Here is a 16,939-nt window from a genome sequence, read left to right as displayed (position 1 = left end):
CGGCACGTCAGGGGCCGGGCCCATGCGATCGCATGGGCCCGGCCTCCGGCGTTCCGGAGGTCCCGACAAGAGAGGCAACCCTTACGTGAGGAGAGGAATAGATACTGCTAGCGTGCAGTTGCGCATTAATTGCAATAAGCGATTGGCACGCTGAGGGGACCGGATAACACGCATGGCCATCTACACGCTTCCTGAGCTTCCGTACGACTACGCGGCGCTGGAGCCGGTGATCAACCCGCAGATCGTCGAGCTGCACCACGACAAGCACCACGCGGCCTACGTCACGGGCGCCAACAACACGCTGGAGCAGCTGGCGGAGGCGCGCGACAAGGAGAACTGGGGCGCCCTCAACGGCTTGGAGAAGAACCTCGCGTTCCACCTCTCCGGCCACATCCTGCACAGCATCTACTGGCACAACATGGCCAGCCCGAAGACCGGCGAGGGCGGCGGCGAGCCCACCGCGGCCGACGGCCTGGGCGACCTGGCCGACGCGATCACCGAGTCCTTCGGCTCCTTCGCGAAGTTCAAGAAGCAGCTGACCTTCGCGTCCTCCGCCACCCAGGGCTCCGGCTGGGGCGTGCTCGCGTACGAGCCGGTCAGCGGCCGCCTGGTCGTCGAGCAGGTCTACGACCACCAGGGCAACGTGGGCGTCGCCAGCACGCCGATCCTGGTCTTCGACGCCTGGGAGCACGCCTTCTACCTTCAGTACAAGAACCAGAAGGTGGACTTCATCGAGGCGATGTGGAATGTCGTCAACTGGCAGGACGTGTCCAAGCGCTACGCCGACGCCAAGGCGAACACCCCGCTGCTGATCCCCGCCAAGGGCTGATCGCAGCGCCACCAGCCCGTCCGCCTCGTGATCGTCTTCTCAGCCTTCACCGGCGGGCGTGTCGAACGGAAGACCCCCGTGAGGACGTGACTCACGGGGGTCTTCTGTGTGGTGCGCCGGCCGGTCCTACTCGAAGGACGGGCCCTGGGTACGGGTGCGCTTGATCTCGTAGAAGCCCGGGGTCGAGGCGACGAGCAGGGTGCCGTCCCAGAGCCGGGCGGCCGCGTCGCCGCGCGGGGTCGGGGTGACGACCGGACCGAAGAAGGCCACATCGCCCTCGGCGCCCGGAACGGAGATCACCGGGGTGCCGACCTCCTGGCCCACCCGGTCTATCCCGTCGTTGTGCGAGGCCCTCAGCACCTCGTCGTACTCGTCCGAGTCGGCGTACGCGAGCAGCTCGGCCGGCAGGCCGACCTCGGCCAGCGCCTCGGCTATCACCTCGCGGGTCGGGCCCTTCTCGTCGTTGTGGATGCGGGTGCCGAGCGCGGTGTAGAGCTTGCCGGTGACTTCCTCACCGTGCTTCTGCTGGGCAGCTGTCACCACGCGCACCGGGGCCCAGCCCTTGGGGCCGAGCAGCTCGCGGTAGGTCTCGGGCAGCTCGTCGAGCTTGTTCTCGTTGAGCACCGCGAGGCTCATCACGTGCCAGCGGACCTCGACGTCGCGGACCTTCTCGACCTCGACCATCCAGCGGGACGTCATCCAGGCCCAAGGGCAGAGCGGGTCGAACCAGAAGTCGACCGGGGTCTTCTCGCGCACCTGGGTGTCGGTCATGTCTCTCCTCAGTCTCGGCATGGGGCACAAAAGGGCATCACTGGGCTCACGTTCCCCGTCACCAACCAGTACCGGGTGGCGCGCATTCCCTCGTGCGAGGATTCGACACAAGAACGCGATCACGCACGAAGGAGTGCACGTGCCCGGAGAGAATCTGTCCCGCGACGAGGCCCGCGAGCGGGCCGAGCTGCTGTCCGTCGACGGGTACGAGGTGGTCCTCGACATCCGGTCCGCGGTGGACGAGGCCGAACCGGCCGAGGGTCCGCGGACCTTCCGCTCGGTGACGACGATCCGCTTCCGGGCGGCGGGTGAGCGCGCTTCCACCTTCGCGGACCTGATCGCACCCTCGGTGAACGCCGTGACCCTGAACGGGCGCGCGCTGGACGTGGCCGCCGTCTTCGACGGCGCCCGGATCTCCCTCGACGGCCTGGCCGCCGAGAACGTCCTCGTGGTGGACGCGAACTGCGCGTACAGCCGGACCGGCGAGGGCCTGCACCGCTTCGTGGACCCGGAGGACGGCGAGGTCTACCTCTACACCCAGTACGAGCCGGCCGACGCGCGGCGGGTGTACGCGAACTTCGAGCAGCCCGACCTGAAGGCTCCCTACCGCGTCGAGGTGACGGCTCCCGAGGGCTGGCAGGTGTGGAGCAACGGCGCGGAGGAGTCCCGCGAGGCGGGCGTCTGGCGGTTCGCGGAGACCGCGCCGATCTCCACGTACATCACGTGCGTGGTCGCGGGTCCCTACCACTACGTGACGGACTCTTATACGCGCGGGGACCTGACCATCCCGCTGGGCGCGATGTGCCGCAAGGGGCTGGCGAAGCACTTCGACGCGGATGACGTCTTCCTCGTCACCAAGCAGGGCTTCGACCTGTTCCACGAGATCTTCGACTACCCGTACCCCTTCGGGAAGTACGACCAGGCCTTCGTGCCGGAGTACAACCTGGGCGCGATGGAGAACCCGGGGATGGTGACCTTCCGCGAGGAGTACATCTTCCGCGGCAAGGTCACGCAGGCCTCCTACGAGCGGCGCGCGAACGTCATCCTGCACGAGATGGCGCACATGTGGTTCGGCGACCTGGTCACCATGAAGTGGTGGGACGACCTGTGGCTGAAGGAGTCCTTCGCGGACTTCATGGGCTCCTTCGGGCTGGTCGAGGCCACCCGCTTCGACCAGGCGTGGGTCACCTTCGCCAACAGCCGCAAGTCGTGGGCCTACCGGGCCGACCAGCTGCCGTCCACCCACCCGATCACGGCCGACATCCGTGACCTGGAGGACGCCAAGCTGAACTTCGACGGCATCACCTACGCCAAGGGCGCGGCGGTGCTCAAGCAGCTGGTCGCCTACGTGGGCCGGGAGGCCTTCCTGGAGGGCGCGCGGCGCTACTTCAAGGCCAACGCGTACGGGAACACCACCCTCGACGACCTGCTGTCGGTGCTCGCCGAGGTCTCCGGGCGGGACATGGCGACCTGGTCGCGGGCCTGGCTGCAGACCGCCGGGGTGAACGCGCTGACCCCGGTGATCACCTACGACGCGGGCGGCCGCGTGACGGAACTGGCCGTCGTGCAGGAGGGCGACGAGCTGCGCCCGCACCGGGTCGCGGTGGGCCTGTACCGGCTGGAGTCCGACGGGGCGCTGGTCCGCTACGCGCGGGCCGACGCGGACGTGTCGGGCGCGCGGACGGTGGTCACGGAGCTCGCGGGCACGGAGCGGCCCGACCTGGTCCTGGTCAACGACGAGGACCTCACCTACTGCAAGATCCGCTTCGACGAGGGCTCCCTGGAGACCCTGCGGGCCCACCTCGGCGACCTGACGGACCCGCTCGCACGGGCGTTGAGCTGGTCGGCGCTGTGGAACCTGACGCGTGACGGCCTGATGCCGGCGCGCGACTTCGTCTCGCTGGTCCTCGCGCACGCGGGCCGGGAGACGGACGTCGGCGTCCTGCAGATGCTGCACGCGCAGGCCCTGACCTCGGTCACCCACTACGCGGCGCCCGCCTGGCGCGAGCAGGGCGGCCGGGAGCTGGCGGCGGGCGCGCTGCACGAGCTGCGCGTCGCGGCGCCGGGGTCGGAGCACCAGCTGACGTGGGCCCGCTTCTTCGCGGCGAGCGCGGCGACGGAGGGCGACTTCCAGCTGCTGCTGGGGCTGCTGGAGGGCTCGGCGCGGATCGACGGTCTGGACGTGGACCAGGAACTGCGCTGGGACTTCCTGCTGCCGCTGGCCGCGCACGGGGCGGTGGACGAGGGCGTGCTCGCCGCCGAACTGGCGCGCGACGACACGGCCTCGGGCAAGCGGCACCAGGTGCGGTGCCTGGCGGCGCGGCCCTCGCAGGTGGTGAAGGACCAGGCGTGGGCGGCGGTGGTCGAATCGGACGCGCTGTCCAACGCGCTGGTCGAGGCGACGATCGCGGGCATGCAGCAGTCCTCGCAGCGGGGCCTGCTGGCGGCCTACGCGGGGCGCTACTTCGAGGTGATCGAACGGGTGTGGGCGGACCGGTCGATCCAGATCGGCATGGACGTGGTGAAGGGGCTGTACCCGTCGCTGCAGGGTGACTCCGCCACGCTCGACGCCACTGACGTGTGGCTCGCCGCGCACGTCTCGGCTCCGCCTGCGCTGCGCCGTCTGGTCGTCGAAGCCCGCGACGACCTGGCCAGGGCCCTTGCCGCCCAGCGGTGCGACGCGGCGGCGGGCTGACCGGGCTCTGCCCGGACCCGGTCCTCGAACGCCGGACGGGCTGGAAAATCCAGCCTCGCCGGCGTTCGAGGCGCGGGGTCTGGGGCGGAGCCCCAGCTACGGCGCCGCGCCGGTCCCCCACACGGGCGCACCCCATCGGCAGTCGAACGTCCGTACTTTAGCCCCAGCTTGTCCGGATTTGTCGACGAGCGTGTAACAGGGGTTAGCAAGGCCATGGCCTGAGGGAATCACCGCGTCATGAACCACAACGCACCCCTCCCCCTCGCCCACCTCACCGGCAGCCGCCCCCGCGTGCTGACCCTCGCCCAGCTGCGCGAGCACGGCGTCACCGCCTCCGACGCGGCCGAGCGGCCCTGGCAGCAGATCCTGCCCGGGGTGTTCCTGCTCCACCCGGGTCCCGCGACCAGCGAGGAGCGGCTGCACGCGGCGCTGCTGTACGCGGGACGGCGCGGCGGCGGCGAGGCCATGATCACCGGGCTGGCGGCGCTCGCCCTGTACCGGTTCAGCTCCGCGCCCCCGCTGCTCGCCCTCTCGCACATCGACGTCCTCGTGCCCGGCACCCGGCGGCTGCGCTCCACCGGGGACGTGCGGATCGTGCGGACGCACACCCCGCCGAGGTCCCAGGAGGTGACCGGACTGCCGGTGGCGCCCGTCGCGCGGGCCGTCGCCGACGCGGTCACCCAGCTCTCCGACGCCGGCACCGTACGCCGCCTGCTGAGCGAGGCCGTCCGCGGCGGCCACTGCGAACCGGCTGCCGTCGTACGGGAGCTGACGGTCGCCCGGCTGCTGAACCGGCCGCACGTGGTCGACGCGGTCGAGTCGCTGCTCGCGGAGGGCCGGGCCATCGCCGAGGACCGGCTGTACCACGTCGTACGCGGCTACGAGCTCCCCGACCCGGTGTGGAACGTCGACCTGCGGCTGCCCGGCGGCCCGCACCTCGGCGGGGTCGACGCGTACTGGCCCGAGCAGGCCGTCGCCGTGGAGATCGACACCCGCGCCCCGCGCCAGGGCGAGGACGAGCAGTGGTCCGAGTCCGTGCGCAAGCGCGAGACGCTGGAGCGGCTCGGGGTGACCGTCATCCACATCACCCCGCGCAAGCTCCGCGACTGGCCCGAGCAGCAGGCCGCGGTCATCCGGACCGCCCTCACGGCCTCCGACGACCGGGAACCCGCCGCCTACCTGGTGGTACTGCCCAGGTGAGGCGAGTACTCCGGGGTGCTCCAGAGCAGCCGCCCCGGATGCACGCTCTCCACCACCGACTCCACCCGGAAGCGGGTGCGGCGGCTTCCGTCGGCCCCGAACTCCGTCCGGGCCCGGCCGCTGAGCTGAAGGACCGCCCCGCTCTCCCAGTCCGGGAAGAGCAGCCCGGCCCGCGGATCGGCCGTCAGGTTCCCCAGCGTGAGGAACATGGCGTTGCCCGCGTAGTCCGGCCAGGCCAGCTCGACCGGCGAGAGGACCTCCACGAAGCCCGGCAGCCCGCCCCGGTGGCTGGCGTCGGCCCCGTCCGCCTCCGCCGTGGTGGCGACGAAGAAGGTGTCGGCGCCGCGCACGGTCCGCTGCTGGCCGGGGGTCAGCGCCTCCCCGCGCCGCACCACGCCCGCCCCCTGCCGGGCGAGCTCCAGCGGCTGCCGCTTCTGCAGGTACTTCGGGCAGTTGGCGAAGACCTGCTCGGCCTCGACGGCGAAGCCTCCCCGCGTCACCTCCAGGGTCCCGTTCAGCCGCATCCGGCGCCGGGTGCGCGGGTCGAGCGCGATCGTCCCGACCCGGGTCCCGGCCGTGGCCAGCGCCTCGGCGAGCGGGTCGCCCGCCGGTGGACCGCCGGCGACCGCGATCCGGTCCGGCCCGGTGGCCCGCACGAAACCGGGCGCGCCGGTGAGCAGGGTGGCCCACATCCGCCCCGTGCCGTCGGCGGCGCCGACGACCAGGTGCGGCTGGAGCCCGAGGAAGGCCGCGGCGACGTCCCGGATGCCCGTGCCGATCGAGCGGCCGACGTGCTCGGCCAGGTCGCGTACGCCGACCCGCTCCTGCACGGCCAGCGCGCCCCAGTGGTATGCCCCGGACATGAGAAGCACCTCCGTCGCTAGAAGCCGCGGCTAGAAGAAGCCGCAGGTGGGGGCGGATTCGGTGGGGGCGGTTGCGCCTTCCGCGCCGGTCGGGACCGAGATCTCCAGGCGGGTCCCGTCGGGGTCGTGGAAGAAGATGCCGCCCGAGGCCGCGCCCTCCCTGTGGGCGACGACGCCCTCGTAGGCGAACTCGACGCCCAGGTCGCGCAGCCGCGCCTCGTACTCCCGCACCTCTTCGATGGCGCCGGCGGAGAACGCCAGGTGGTGCAGACCCGCCGCAGTGGGGGCGTACGCACCCTCGGCCTGCTGCCAGAGGGTCAGGACGAGCTCACCGTCCTGGCCGAGGAAGGCGAAGCGGCGGCCCTCCTCCTTGCCCTCGCCCAGCACCTCGAAGCCGAGCGCGCCCCGGTAGAAGGCGAGCGAGCGCTCCAGATCGGTGACGTTCAGGCCCACGTGCCCGGTGCGGAGCTTGCTGACGGCAGTCGTCATGACGGGTTCCTTCCCCAGAGGACTTCACGGCGCTCTCATGCATTTCTAACCTTCTAAAGTGAGATTAAAGGTTAGCCACGCCCCTGTCAACCGGTCACGTACCCTTCAGGGGTTAGCGAGGCCCGAGGAGACGAAATGACGGCGGCGGACCCACGACCCCTGACCGGTGAACCGGTCGCGCTCGACCTGCTGAACACGCGGTGGATGCGGGAGGGCGAGCTCACCGACCTGTTCGCCGGCGCCTTCGGGCTCGGCCGGGTCGAGGGGCTGCGGATCTGGCTGGAGTCCACCGGCCTGGCCGGCCGCTTCCGCGCGGACGCGGCCACCCTCGTCCACCTGCTGACCGCCCGCGAGGCCCTGGCCCGCGCGGTCGCGGACCCGGCCGACGAGAGCGCCCGCACCCTGGTCGACGCCGTGCTGGAGCACGGCCGCATCCGCGCCACCCTGACCGCCGAAGGCCCGGGCGAGCGCGCCGAGTTCGCCGATCCGGCCTGGGGGCCCGCCTGGACGGCCGCCCGGAACTACCTGGAACTGCTGAGCACCGCGCCCGACCGGATCCGCAAGTGCGCCTCCGAGACCTGCGTCCTGCACTTCCACGACACCTCGCGCAACGGCACGCGGCGCTGGTGCTCGATGGCCGCCTGCGGAAACCGGGCGAAAGCCTCGCGTCATTACGCGCGCACGCGCGAGCGCTGAGCGCACGAAATCTGTCACACCCGCACCGGGGCGCGATCGCGTCCCGGTGCCGGCGTAGGGCCGCCAAGTCGATAAATCGACCGATCAGCCCCTGAGGTTCGCACCACTGTGCCCTGGTAAGGCCGTGCTGGCGCATTCTTCGCACTGGCGAGAGTCCGCCATGACAGGTCTCGGTCAATGACAACTCTCCCCAAAGAGCTGTCGCTTAGGCCAAGCTGACCGGTCATCCGGCACCGAAATCCGGACCGTATCTTTCACTTACCAGGGATGCTGATGACCCTCGAATCCCCCAGCTCCATATCCGGGGCCAGACGCGTCGCGCGCGTCGCGGCCGCGGCCGGTCTGGTCGCCGCTCTCGCGGCCACCGGCGCCGGGCCCGTGTTCGCGGCGACCGGCGCGGACACCCCGGGCACCTCGCCCGCGGTCAAGTCCGCCGACCAGAAGCTCGGTTCGGCCGACGCCGAACTCCTGCAGGAGGCCAAGGCCAAGGGTGACGCGAACGTCACCGTCATGGTTGCGACCGCCCCCGGCCAGACCAAGCAGGTGGCGGACCAGCTCGGCTCGGTCCAGGGCGCCTCGGTGGGCCAGACGTACGACAACCTCGGTTACGTGCGCGCCACCCTGCCCACCGGCAAGGCCGAGGCCGCGCTGAAGGCGGCCACCAAGCTGTCCTCGGTGCACGGCATCGACCTGCGGCACGAGATCCAGCTGCCGGACCCGCGCCCCGACGCGGACCGCGAGACCGGCACGGTGAAGAAGACCGCGGCCGAGACCTACGCGGCGCCGGACAAGAACACCCCCGCGAAGAACCCGTACAACCCGTCCTTCGAGACCGGTGCGGTCGACTTCGTGAAGGACAACCCGCAGGCCGACGGCCGCGGCGTGACCATCGGCATCATGGACTCGGGCATCGACCTCGGTCACCCGGCCCTGCAGAAGACCACCACCGGCGAGCGCAAGATCGTCGACTGGGTGACAGCCACCGACCCGATCACCGACAACGACGCCACCTGGCGCCCGCAGATCACCCCGGTCACCTCCAGCGGCGGCAGCTTCACCGCGGGCGGCCAGAGCTGGAAGGCCCCGGAGGGCAGCTTCCAGTGGAGCCGCTTCACCGAGTCGATCACCGCCACCGGTGACATGGCGGGCGACGTCAACCGCGACGGTGACACCACCGACCGGTTCGGCCTGCTCTACGACGCTGCCGCCGGCACCGTCCGCGTCGACACCGACCAGGACGGCGACTTCACGAACAACGAGCCGATGAAGCCGTACAAGGACGGCTATCAGATCGGCTACTTCGGCACGGACAACCCGGCGACCGACGTCGCCGAGCGCATCCCGTTCGTGATCGAGATCCGCAAGGACGTCCCGATGGACCCGCTCGGCGGCGACTGGGTCGGCAAGAAGGCCGACTTCGTCAACGTCGGCATCATCGAGTCCGAGCACGGCACGCACGTCGCCGGCATCACCGCCGCCAACAGCCTCTTCGGCGGCAAGATGAACGGCGAGGCGCCCGGCGCCAAGCTCGTCTCCTCGCGCGCCTGCTCCTGGTCCGGCGGCTGCACCAACATCGCGCTGACCGAGGGCATGATCGACCTCGTCGTCAACCGCGGCGTGGACATCGTCAACATGTCCATCGGCGGTCTGCCGGCCCTGAACGACGGCAACAACGCGCGCTCCGAGCTCTACAAGAACCTCATCGACACCTACGGCGTCCAGCTGGTCATCTCGGCCGGCAACTCGGGCCCGGGCGTCAACACCATCGGCGACCCCGCCCTCGCGGACAAGGTCATCTCCGTGGGCGCGTCGGTCTCCAAGGAGACCTGGGCGGCCAACTACGGCTCCGGTGTGAGCACGAAGTACAACATGTTCCCCTTCTCCTCGCGCGGTCCGCGTGAGGACGGCGGCTTCACGCCGACCATCAGCGCCCCCGGCGCGGCCATCAACACCATCCAGACCTGGCTGCCCGGCGCCCCGGTGAAGGAGGCCGGCTACACCCTGCCGGCCGGTTACGGCATGCTCCAGGGCACCTCGATGGCCTCGCCGCAGGCGGCGGGCGCGAGCGCGCTGCTGATCTCGGCCGCCAAGCAGCACAACATCAAGCTGACTCCGTCCTCCCTGCGGGTCGCGCTCACCACCGCCGCCAAGAAGATCGACAACGTCCCCGCGCACGCGCAGGGTTCGGGTCTGATCGACATCCCCGGCGCGTGGGAGTCCGTCCAGCGCGACGCGAAGGCCAACGAGTTCACGGTCAAGGCGCCGGTCGACACCGCGATCGACCAGTTCCTGAAGACCCCGGGCTTCGGCACCGGCCTGTACGACCGTGAGGGTGGCCTCAAGGTCAACCAGAAGAAGGTCTACAACGTCGTCGTCACCCGCACCACGGGCGTCAAGTACGGCACCCGGCACGACCTGAGCTGGCGCAACAACGACGGCACCTTCAAGGTCATCGGCGGCTACGACTACGTCACCCTGCCGCTGAACAAGCCCGTCACCATCAAGGTCGAGGCCAACGCCAAGTCGGCCGGCGTCCACAGCGGCATCCTGCAGCTGGACGACGAGACCACCGAGGGCATCGACAAGCAGATCCTGACGACCGTCGTGGCTTCCGCCCCCCTGGCCGCGCCGTCGTTCGCCCTGTCGCAGAGCTCCTCGGTGCAGCGCAACAGCCACCAGTCGTACTTCGTGACCGTGCCGGCGGGTGCCAAGAGCCTGGAGGTCGCCCTCGGCGGTCTCGCGGCCGGCAGCCAGACGCGCTTCATCGCGATCCACCCGTACGGCGTGCCGGTCGACCCGACGGCCACGACCAACTGCTACCCGAACTACGACAACCCGGCCAACACCTGCCGCCCCGACGTGCGCTCGTACCCCGAGCCGACGCCGGGTGTCTGGGAGATCGAGGTCGAGGCCCGTCGTACGTCGCCGGTGCTCGACAACCCGTTCAAGCTGGACGTCTCCGTGCTCGGCGCGGTCTTCGACCCCGCGGTCAAGGTCCTGCCCGAGGTGAAGCAGGGCACCCCCGCCCCGGTCCAGTGGAGCGTCAAGAACTCCGGCGCGGCCATCTCCGGCGGCAAGCTCGTCGGCGGTCCGCTCGGTTCCGCGAAGGTCGCCAAGCCGACCATCGCGCCCGGTGAGACCCACTCCACCGAGATCGCGGTCCCCGCGGGCACCTCGCGCCTCGACGTCGCGATCGGCAAGGTGTCCGACACCGCCGCCGACCTCGACCTTGAGGTCTACAAGGACGGCGTCAAGGTCGGCTCGGCCGCCGACGGCGACTCCGAGGAGGCCGTGAGCCTGGTGAACCCGGCCGCGGGCACCTACACCGTCAAGGTGATCGGCTACGCGATCCCGTCCGGTTCCACCACGTACGACTACCGTGACGTGTTCTTCTCGGCCGCCCTGGGCTCCGTCCAGGTCGACGAGGCCGCCGCGGTGAACCTCGCCACCGGCGCCACCGCGCAGGTCTCGGCGAACGTCCTGGTCACCAGCCCGGCCCCCGAGGGCCGGCAGTTCTTCGGCCAGGTCCAGCTGCTCAACGCCCGCGGCACCGCCGCCGGCACCGGCAGCGTGCAGATCGAGAAGGTCCTCCCGTAGGACCCAGTAAGTCAGCGAGAGGCGGAGGGGGTGCTCTGACGAGCACCCCCTCCTGTTTCCGGTGTCACCCACGATCGGCCAACCCTGCAGGAAGCTCAGGTCCTGGGCATACATACGACATCGGCGGCGCAGTGAATCGATTGCATGCACGAACATTCGCCGCTTGGAGTGACGAACAGGAGCTCGTGCAGCAGATGACTGTGCGAGCCGTTAGGTTCGCTGTTCGTGAAGCTGGTGGTGCAGGTCAAGCTGCTGCCGACGCCTGATCAGGCGGCGGCGCTCAAGGTGATTCCGGGCGGACGCGGGACAGCCGTACGACGACCGGATGCTGTCCTGGCAGATTGACGCAGCAAGCCGCAACGCAAGGGGACCAAGTCGGCCAGACGCCGTGCCCAGCGGCGGCGGTGTGCCGGTGGTGTACGTAGATCCGGCGTACACCTCCCGCACCTGCTCCCAGTGCGGGCACCTCGACAAAGCGAACCGGACCTCACAAGCCCGCTTCGCCTGCCGGTCCTGCGGATTCGTTGATCACGCAGACCTCAACAGCTCCCACAACATCCGCGCACGCGCGCGGACGATGTGGCGACGCGGGGCCCCGTCACCGGCCCCAGCCGTCCCGCACCAGCAAGACGGCCGGACGCGGACAGCGCATCACAGCCAGTGATGCGCCGCAACGCAAACTGGGTCGCGTCGGCGACCAGTAGTTGACATAGAGCGCGATGACCGCGCCAGGGCGATCCTCCCAGCACACCCTTCCGGGATACCCGGCGCGTGGATCACCCAACACGACAGACCGGACGCTAACCGGCTCCGACCAGGCAAAACGGGTGTTCAGGGGCTCCGCAACACGCCCGCCACGAACTCGCCACAGGGGTTCACATTCAGGACACCGTCCGTACCTCGGACAATGGATTGGACAAGGCTCGTGGGGTCGAACGCATGATGGCTCCACGCGCGCCCGCGTCGTACGTACCAAAAGGAGTCACCGTGAGGGTCGGAATCGTCGGAGCCACCGGACAGGTCGGCGGAGTCATGCGCGGCATCCTCGCCGAGCGGAAGTTCCCGGTGGACGAGCTGCGGCTGTTCGCCTCGGCCCGTTCCGCGGGCTCCACCCTCGAATGGGAGGGCCAGGAGATCACCATCGAGGACGCCTCCACGGCCGACTACGCGGGCCTGGACATCGTGCTCTTCTCCGCGGGCGGCTCGACCTCCCGCGCGCTGGCCGAGAAGGTCGCCTCCCAGGGCGCCGTCGTGATCGACAACTCCTCCGCCTGGCGCAGCCACCCGGAGGTCCCCCTCGTGGTCTCCGAGGTCAACCCGCACGCGATCAAGAACCGCCCCAAGGGCATCATCGCGAACCCGAACTGCACCACCATGGCCGCGATGCCGGTGCTGCGCCCGCTGCACGACGAGGCCGGCCTGACCGCGCTGATCGCCACCACCTACCAGGCCGTCTCCGGCTCGGGCCTGGCCGGTGTGGCCGAGCTCAAGGGCCAGGCCTGCGCGGTCTCCGAGACGGCCGACCAGCTGACCTTCGACGGTGGCGCGGTGGACTTCCCCGAGCCCGCCGTCTACAAGCGCCCGATCGCCTACAACGTGATCCCGCTCGCGGGCAACCTGGTCGACGACGGCTCCTTCGAGACCGACGAGGAGCAGAAGCTCCGCAACGAGTCCCGCAAGATCCTGGAGATCCCGGAGCTCAAGGTCTCCGGTACCTGCGTGCGCGTGCCGGTCTTCTCCGGCCACTCCCTCCAGGTCAACGCCCGTTTCGCGAACCCGATCAGCATCGAGCGCGCCTACGAGCTGCTCAAGGACGCTCCGGGCGTCGAGCTCTCGGAGATCCCGACCCCCCTGCAGGCGGCGGGCAAGGACGCCTCGTACGTGGGCCGCATCCGCTCCGACGAGACGGTGGAGAACGGCCTCGCGCTGTTCCTCTCCAACGACAACCTGCGCAAGGGCGCGGCCCTGAACGCGGTGCAGATCGCCGAGCTCGTGGCCGAGGAGCTGCGCGGCTGATCCCGCTCACCCGACGCGAGGGCGGCACCGTCACGGTGCCGCCCTCGCGCGCGTTTTTTCGCCCATGGATTACTCCGAGGCGGTGGCGCTGTCCGAATGGCAGGATGGCCGGGCAACGTCACCATCGAAGGAGATGAACGCGTGCCAGGCACGAATCTCACCCGTGAAGAGGCTCAGCAGCGCGCCAAGCTGCTGACCGTCGACTCCTACGAGATCGAACTCGATCTCAGCGGCGCACAGGAGGGTGGCACCTACCCGTCCGTGACCACCGTGCGCTTCCAGTCGGCCGAGGCCGGGGGCGAGACTTTCATCGACCTGGTCGCTCCGGCCGTGCACGAGGTCGTCCTCAACGGCAAGTCCCTGGACGTCGCGGCGGTCTTCCACGACTCCCGGATCGCCCTGAGCCACCTGGCGGCCGGGGCCAACGAGCTCCGTGTCGTCGCGGACTGCGCGTACACGAACACCGGTGAGGGCCTCCACCGCTTCGTCGACCCGGTCGACCAGCAGGCTTATCTCTACACCCAGTTCGAGGTACCGGACGCGCGGCGGGTCTTCGCCAGCTTCGAGCAGCCCGACCTGAAGGCCACGTTCCAGTTCACCGTGACGGCCCCCGAGGGCTGGACGGTCATCTCGAACTCTCCGACGCCCGAGGCCGCGGACGTCAAGGACAACGTCTGGCGCTTCGAGCCGACCCCGCGCATCTCCTCGTACATCACCGCGCTGATCGTCGGCCCGTACCACGCGGTGCACAGCTCCTACGAGGGCCCGGACGGCCAGTCCGTACCGCTCGGCATCTACTGCCGCCCCTCGCTCGCCGAGTTCCTCGACGCGGACGCGATCTTCGACGTCACCCGGCAGGGCTTCGACTGGTTCCAGGAGAAGTTCGCCTACGACTACCCCTTCGCCAAGTACGACCAGCTCTTCGTCCCGGAGTTCAACGCGGGCGCCATGGAGAACGCGGGCGCGGTCACCATCCGCGACCAGTACGTCTTCCGCTCCAAGGTGACGGACGCGGCGTACGAGGTGCGCGCGGAGACGATCCTCCACGAGCTCGCGCACATGTGGTTCGGCGACCTGGTCACCATGGAGTGGTGGAACGACCTGTGGCTGAACGAGTCCTTCGCGACGTACACGTCGATCGCCTGCCAGGCTTACGCCGAGGGCTCGAAGTGGCCGCACGCGTGGACCACCTTCGCCAACTCCATGAAGACCTGGGCGTACCGGCAGGACCAGCTGCCGTCCACGCACCCGATCATGGCCGACATCCGTGACCTCGACGACGTCATGGTCAACTTCGACGGCATCACGTACGCCAAGGGCGCCTCGGTGCTCAAGCAGCTCGTCGCCTACGTCGGCACGGACGCCTTCTTCAAGGGCGTGCAGGCGTACTTCAAGGCGCACGCGTTCGGGAACACGCGCCTGTCGGACCTGCTGGGCGCCCTGGAGGAGACCTCGGGCCGCGACCTGGCCGCCTGGTCGAAGGCGTGGCTGGAGACGGCCGGCATCAACATCCTGCGCCCGGAGGTCACCACCGACGCGAACGGTGTGATCACCGCCTTCGGCATCCGCCAGGAGGCGCCCGCGCTGCCCGCCGGCGCCAAGGGCGAGTCCACCCTGCGCCCGCACCGCATCGCGGTCGGCCTGTACGAGCTCCAGGACGGCGCGCTCGTGCGCACCGACCGGATCGAGCTGGACATCGACGGCGCGCTGACCACGGTGCCGGAGCTGGTCGGCCGCACCCGTCCGGCGGTCTTCCTGCTGAACGACGACGACCTGTCCTACGCGAAGGTCCGCCTGGACGAGCAGTCCCTCGCCACCGTCACCGCGCACATCGGCGACTTCACCGAGTCCCTGCCGCGCGCCCTGTGCTGGGCCTCCGCCTGGGACATGACGCGTGACGGCGAGCTCGCCACCCGCGACTACCTCGCGCTGGTCCTCTCGGGCATCGGCAAGGAGTCCGACATCGGCGTGGTCCAGTCGCTGCACCGCCAGGTGAAGCTGGCCATCGACCTGTACGCCGACCCGGCGTGGCGGGAGCAGGGCCTGGCGGCCTGGACCGAGGCCGCCCTGGAGCACCTGCGCGGCGCCGAGCCGGCGGGCGACCACCAGCTGGCGTGGGCGCGGGCCTTCGCGGCCAGTGCCCGCACCGAGGGGCAGCTGACCTACCTGTCGGCGCTGCTGGACGGTGCGGCGGAGATCGAGGGCCTGGCCGTCGACACCGAGCTGCGCTGGACGTTCCTGGAGCGGCTCGCCGCGACGGGCGTCGCCGGGGAGCCGGCCATCGCCGCGGAGCTGGAGCGGGACGCCACGGCGGCCGGCGAGCGCCACGCGGCGACCGCCCGGGCGGCGCGCCCGACGGCGGAGGCCAAGGCCGAGGCGTGGGCCTCGGTGGTGGAGTCCGGCGACCTGCCGAACGCGGTGCAGGAGGCGGTGATCGGCGGCTTCGTCCAGACCGACCAGCGCGAGCTGCTGGCCCCGTACACCGGGAAGTTCTTCTCGGCGGTCAAGGAGGTCTGGGAGACCCGCAGCCACGAGATCGCCCAGCAGATCGCGGTGGGCCTCTACCCGGCGCTGCAGGTCTCGCAGGAGACGCTGGACGCGACGGACGCGTGGCTGGCCTCGGCCGAGCCGAGCGCGGCCCTGCGCCGGCTGGTCTCGGAGTCCCGCGCGGGCGTCGAGCGCGCGCTGAAGGCCCAGGCCGCGGACGCCGCTGCCGCCGCCGCTCAGGTCTGACGGCTCGCGCCGTAGCCGGGGCTCCGCCCCGGACCCCGCGCCTCAAACGCCGGCGGGGCTGAACTTCAGCCCCGCCCGGCGTTTGAGGGCGCGGGCGCGGGTCCGGGGGCAGCGCCCCCGGCAGCCGTGCCGCGCAGGCACTACCGCCGGGCCGAAGCCACGGCGCGCAACGCCGCCAGGACGTGGGACAGCGCGGGCGCGGATTCGGCGCCGCGGCGGACCGCGGCGAGCACGTGCCGCGTCGGGCGGTCCCGGGACAGCACGCGGACGGCCACGCCCGAGGCGCGGCTCGACACCATCCGGGGAACCAGCGCCACCCCCATCCCGGCCTCCACCATCGCCAGGATCGCGGTCCAGCCGGACGCCGAGTGCGCCTGTTCCGGGACGAAGCCCGCCGCCTCGCACGCGGACCGGGCGATCTCCGACCAGGGGCCGCTGCCCCCGTAGATCCACGGGTCGCCGGACAGGTCCGCCAGCCGCAGGCCGGGCGCGGCCGCCAGCGGGTGACCCGGCGGGAGCGCCACGTCCAGCGGGTCCTCCAGGAGCGCCACCCGGGTGAACCGGGGATCGCGCGCGGTCGGTGCGTGGGCCGTGAGGGACAGCGCCAGGTCCACGCCCCCGGCCGACAGGAGTTCGTAGGCCTCCGCGGCCTCGGTCTCCCGGACCCGGACCTCCACCCCGGGGTGGGTCCGCCGCAGCGCGGCCACCGCCGGGACCACGAGCGCCGGTACGGCGGTGGAGAAGGCGCCCACCCGTACCTCGCCCGTGTCCCCGGCGAGGTATCCGGCCAGTTCCGCGTCGGCCCGCTCCAGCTGCGCGAAGACCGCCTCCGTGTGCCGCAGGACGAGGTGGGCCGCGTCCGTGAGCCGCACCCGGCGGCCCTCGGCCTCCAGCAGCACCACGCCCAGTTGCCGGGCGAGGTTGGTCAGTTGCTGCGAGACGGCCGAGGGCGTCATGTGGAGCGCCTCGGCCGTCCTGGTCACGGTCCCCTGTTCGGCGAGGGTCCGCAGGATCCGCAGCTTCTTGATGTCCCACTCGGTCATGGGCCCG

The 16,939-nt window shown here is 70.7% G+C and carries 11 protein-coding genes and 1 pseudogene; 8 read left to right on the top strand and 4 right to left on the bottom strand.

Translation table 11 applies throughout. The features are described from left to right. The first annotated feature begins 172 nt into the window (after nucleotides 1–172). Complete coding sequence (locus ACFY0D_RS19340) at nucleotides 173–829, top strand: superoxide dismutase (RefSeq protein WP_390799409.1); 657 nt, start codon at nucleotides 173–175, stop codon at nucleotides 827–829. Nucleotides 830–955: 126 nt separating this feature from the next. Here ACFY0D_RS19340 and ACFY0D_RS19335 read toward each other — a convergent pair whose 3' ends face one another. Next, nucleotides 956–1,600, bottom strand: coding sequence for a DsbA family protein (locus tag ACFY0D_RS19335; RefSeq protein ID WP_390799408.1), 645 nt, complete (start codon nucleotides 1,598–1,600; stop codon nucleotides 956–958). 139 nt (nucleotides 1,601–1,739) lie between these two features. Between ACFY0D_RS19335 and pepN (ACFY0D_RS19330) the strand changes: the two genes are divergently transcribed. Both pepN (ACFY0D_RS19330) and ACFY0D_RS19325 read left to right on the top strand, forming a co-directional pair. After that, complete coding sequence (gene pepN / locus ACFY0D_RS19330) at nucleotides 1,740–4,295, top strand: aminopeptidase N (RefSeq protein WP_390799407.1); 2,556 nt, start codon at nucleotides 1,740–1,742, stop codon at nucleotides 4,293–4,295. A 237-nt stretch (nucleotides 4,296–4,532) separates the two neighbouring features. Beyond that, the gene (locus ACFY0D_RS19325) at nucleotides 4,533–5,495 is read left to right on the top strand and encodes a hypothetical protein (RefSeq protein ID WP_390799406.1); all 963 of its coding nucleotides are present in this window, start codon (nucleotides 4,533–4,535) and stop codon (nucleotides 5,493–5,495) included. Here ACFY0D_RS19325 and ACFY0D_RS19320 read toward each other — a convergent pair. Both ACFY0D_RS19320 and ACFY0D_RS19315 read right to left on the bottom strand, forming a co-directional pair. Beyond that, nucleotides 5,471–6,358 carry a pyridoxamine 5'-phosphate oxidase family protein gene (locus tag ACFY0D_RS19320; RefSeq protein ID WP_390799405.1) on the bottom strand — a complete coding sequence of 296 codons (888 nt, stop codon included), beginning with the start codon at nucleotides 6,356–6,358 and terminating at the stop codon, nucleotides 5,471–5,473. The genes ACFY0D_RS19325 and ACFY0D_RS19320 overlap by 25 nt on opposite strands. A 30-nt stretch (nucleotides 6,359–6,388) precedes the next feature. Then, entirely contained in the window at nucleotides 6,389–6,847 is a 459-nt protein-coding gene (locus ACFY0D_RS19315; RefSeq protein ID WP_390799404.1) for a VOC family protein, read from the bottom strand. A gap of 135 nt (nucleotides 6,848–6,982) precedes the next feature. Here ACFY0D_RS19315 and ACFY0D_RS19310 point away from each other — a divergent pair, with 135 nt between their 5' ends. From ACFY0D_RS19310 to pepN (ACFY0D_RS19290), 5 genes and pseudogenes are all read left to right on the top strand, one after another. Next, nucleotides 6,983–7,543: a CGNR zinc finger domain-containing protein gene (locus tag ACFY0D_RS19310; protein ID WP_390799403.1), complete on the top strand. Its 561-nt coding sequence runs from the start codon at nucleotides 6,983–6,985 to the stop codon at nucleotides 7,541–7,543. A 273-nt stretch (nucleotides 7,544–7,816) separates the two neighbouring features. After that, nucleotides 7,817–11,140, top strand: coding sequence for a S8 family serine peptidase (locus ACFY0D_RS19305; protein ID WP_390799402.1), 3,324 nt, complete (start codon nucleotides 7,817–7,819; stop codon nucleotides 11,138–11,140). A gap of 403 nt (nucleotides 11,141–11,543) precedes the next feature. Further along, a pseudogene (locus ACFY0D_RS19300) lies at nucleotides 11,544–11,804 on the top strand (zinc ribbon domain-containing protein); the annotation flags it as partial. Nucleotides 11,805–12,127: 323 nt separating this feature from the next. Beyond that, nucleotides 12,128–13,156 (top strand): aspartate-semialdehyde dehydrogenase, encoded by a 1,029-nt coding sequence (locus tag ACFY0D_RS19295; RefSeq protein WP_390799401.1) that lies wholly within the window; start codon nucleotides 12,128–12,130, stop codon nucleotides 13,154–13,156. 141 nt (nucleotides 13,157–13,297) lie between these two features. Then, complete coding sequence (pepN, locus tag ACFY0D_RS19290) at nucleotides 13,298–15,889, top strand: aminopeptidase N (protein WP_390799400.1); 2,592 nt, start codon at nucleotides 13,298–13,300, stop codon at nucleotides 15,887–15,889. Between the two features lie 140 nt (nucleotides 15,890–16,029). Here the strand turns inward: pepN (ACFY0D_RS19290) and ACFY0D_RS19285 are convergent, their stop codons facing one another. Continuing rightward, nucleotides 16,030–16,932 (bottom strand): LysR family transcriptional regulator, encoded by a 903-nt coding sequence (locus ACFY0D_RS19285; protein WP_390799399.1) that lies wholly within the window; start codon nucleotides 16,930–16,932, stop codon nucleotides 16,030–16,032. Nucleotides 16,933–16,939 lie beyond the last annotated feature (7 nt).

It is taken from the genome of Streptomyces sp. NPDC001502, assembly GCF_042894785.1.
In the GTDB taxonomy this organism is placed as follows: domain Bacteria; phylum Actinomycetota; class Actinomycetes; order Streptomycetales; family Streptomycetaceae; genus Streptomyces; species Streptomyces kutzneri.
This window is presented reverse-complemented; position numbering and strand designations above follow the sequence as displayed.

Excerpts from the sequence above, each read along its gene's own strand:
- ACFY0D_RS19285 (WP_390799399.1), bottom strand. The coding sequence starts at position 16,932 with ATGACCGAGTGGGACATCAAGAAGCTGCGGATCCTGCGGACCCTCGCC.
- ACFY0D_RS19325 (WP_390799406.1), top strand. The coding sequence starts at position 4,533 with ATGAACCACAACGCACCCCTCCCCCTCGCCCACCTCACCGGCAGCCGC.
- ACFY0D_RS19315 (WP_390799404.1), bottom strand. The coding sequence starts at position 6,847 with ATGACGACTGCCGTCAGCAAGCTCCGCACCGGGCACGTGGGCCTGAAC.
- ACFY0D_RS19335 (WP_390799408.1), bottom strand. The coding sequence starts at position 1,600 with ATGACCGACACCCAGGTGCGCGAGAAGACCCCGGTCGACTTCTGGTTC.
- ACFY0D_RS19320 (WP_390799405.1), bottom strand. The coding sequence starts at position 6,358 with ATGTCCGGGGCATACCACTGGGGCGCGCTGGCCGTGCAGGAGCGGGTC.
- ACFY0D_RS19305 (WP_390799402.1), top strand. The coding sequence starts at position 7,817 with ATGACCCTCGAATCCCCCAGCTCCATATCCGGGGCCAGACGCGTCGCG.
- ACFY0D_RS19310 (WP_390799403.1), top strand. The coding sequence starts at position 6,983 with ATGACGGCGGCGGACCCACGACCCCTGACCGGTGAACCGGTCGCGCTC.
- ACFY0D_RS19340 (WP_390799409.1), top strand. The coding sequence starts at position 173 with ATGGCCATCTACACGCTTCCTGAGCTTCCGTACGACTACGCGGCGCTG.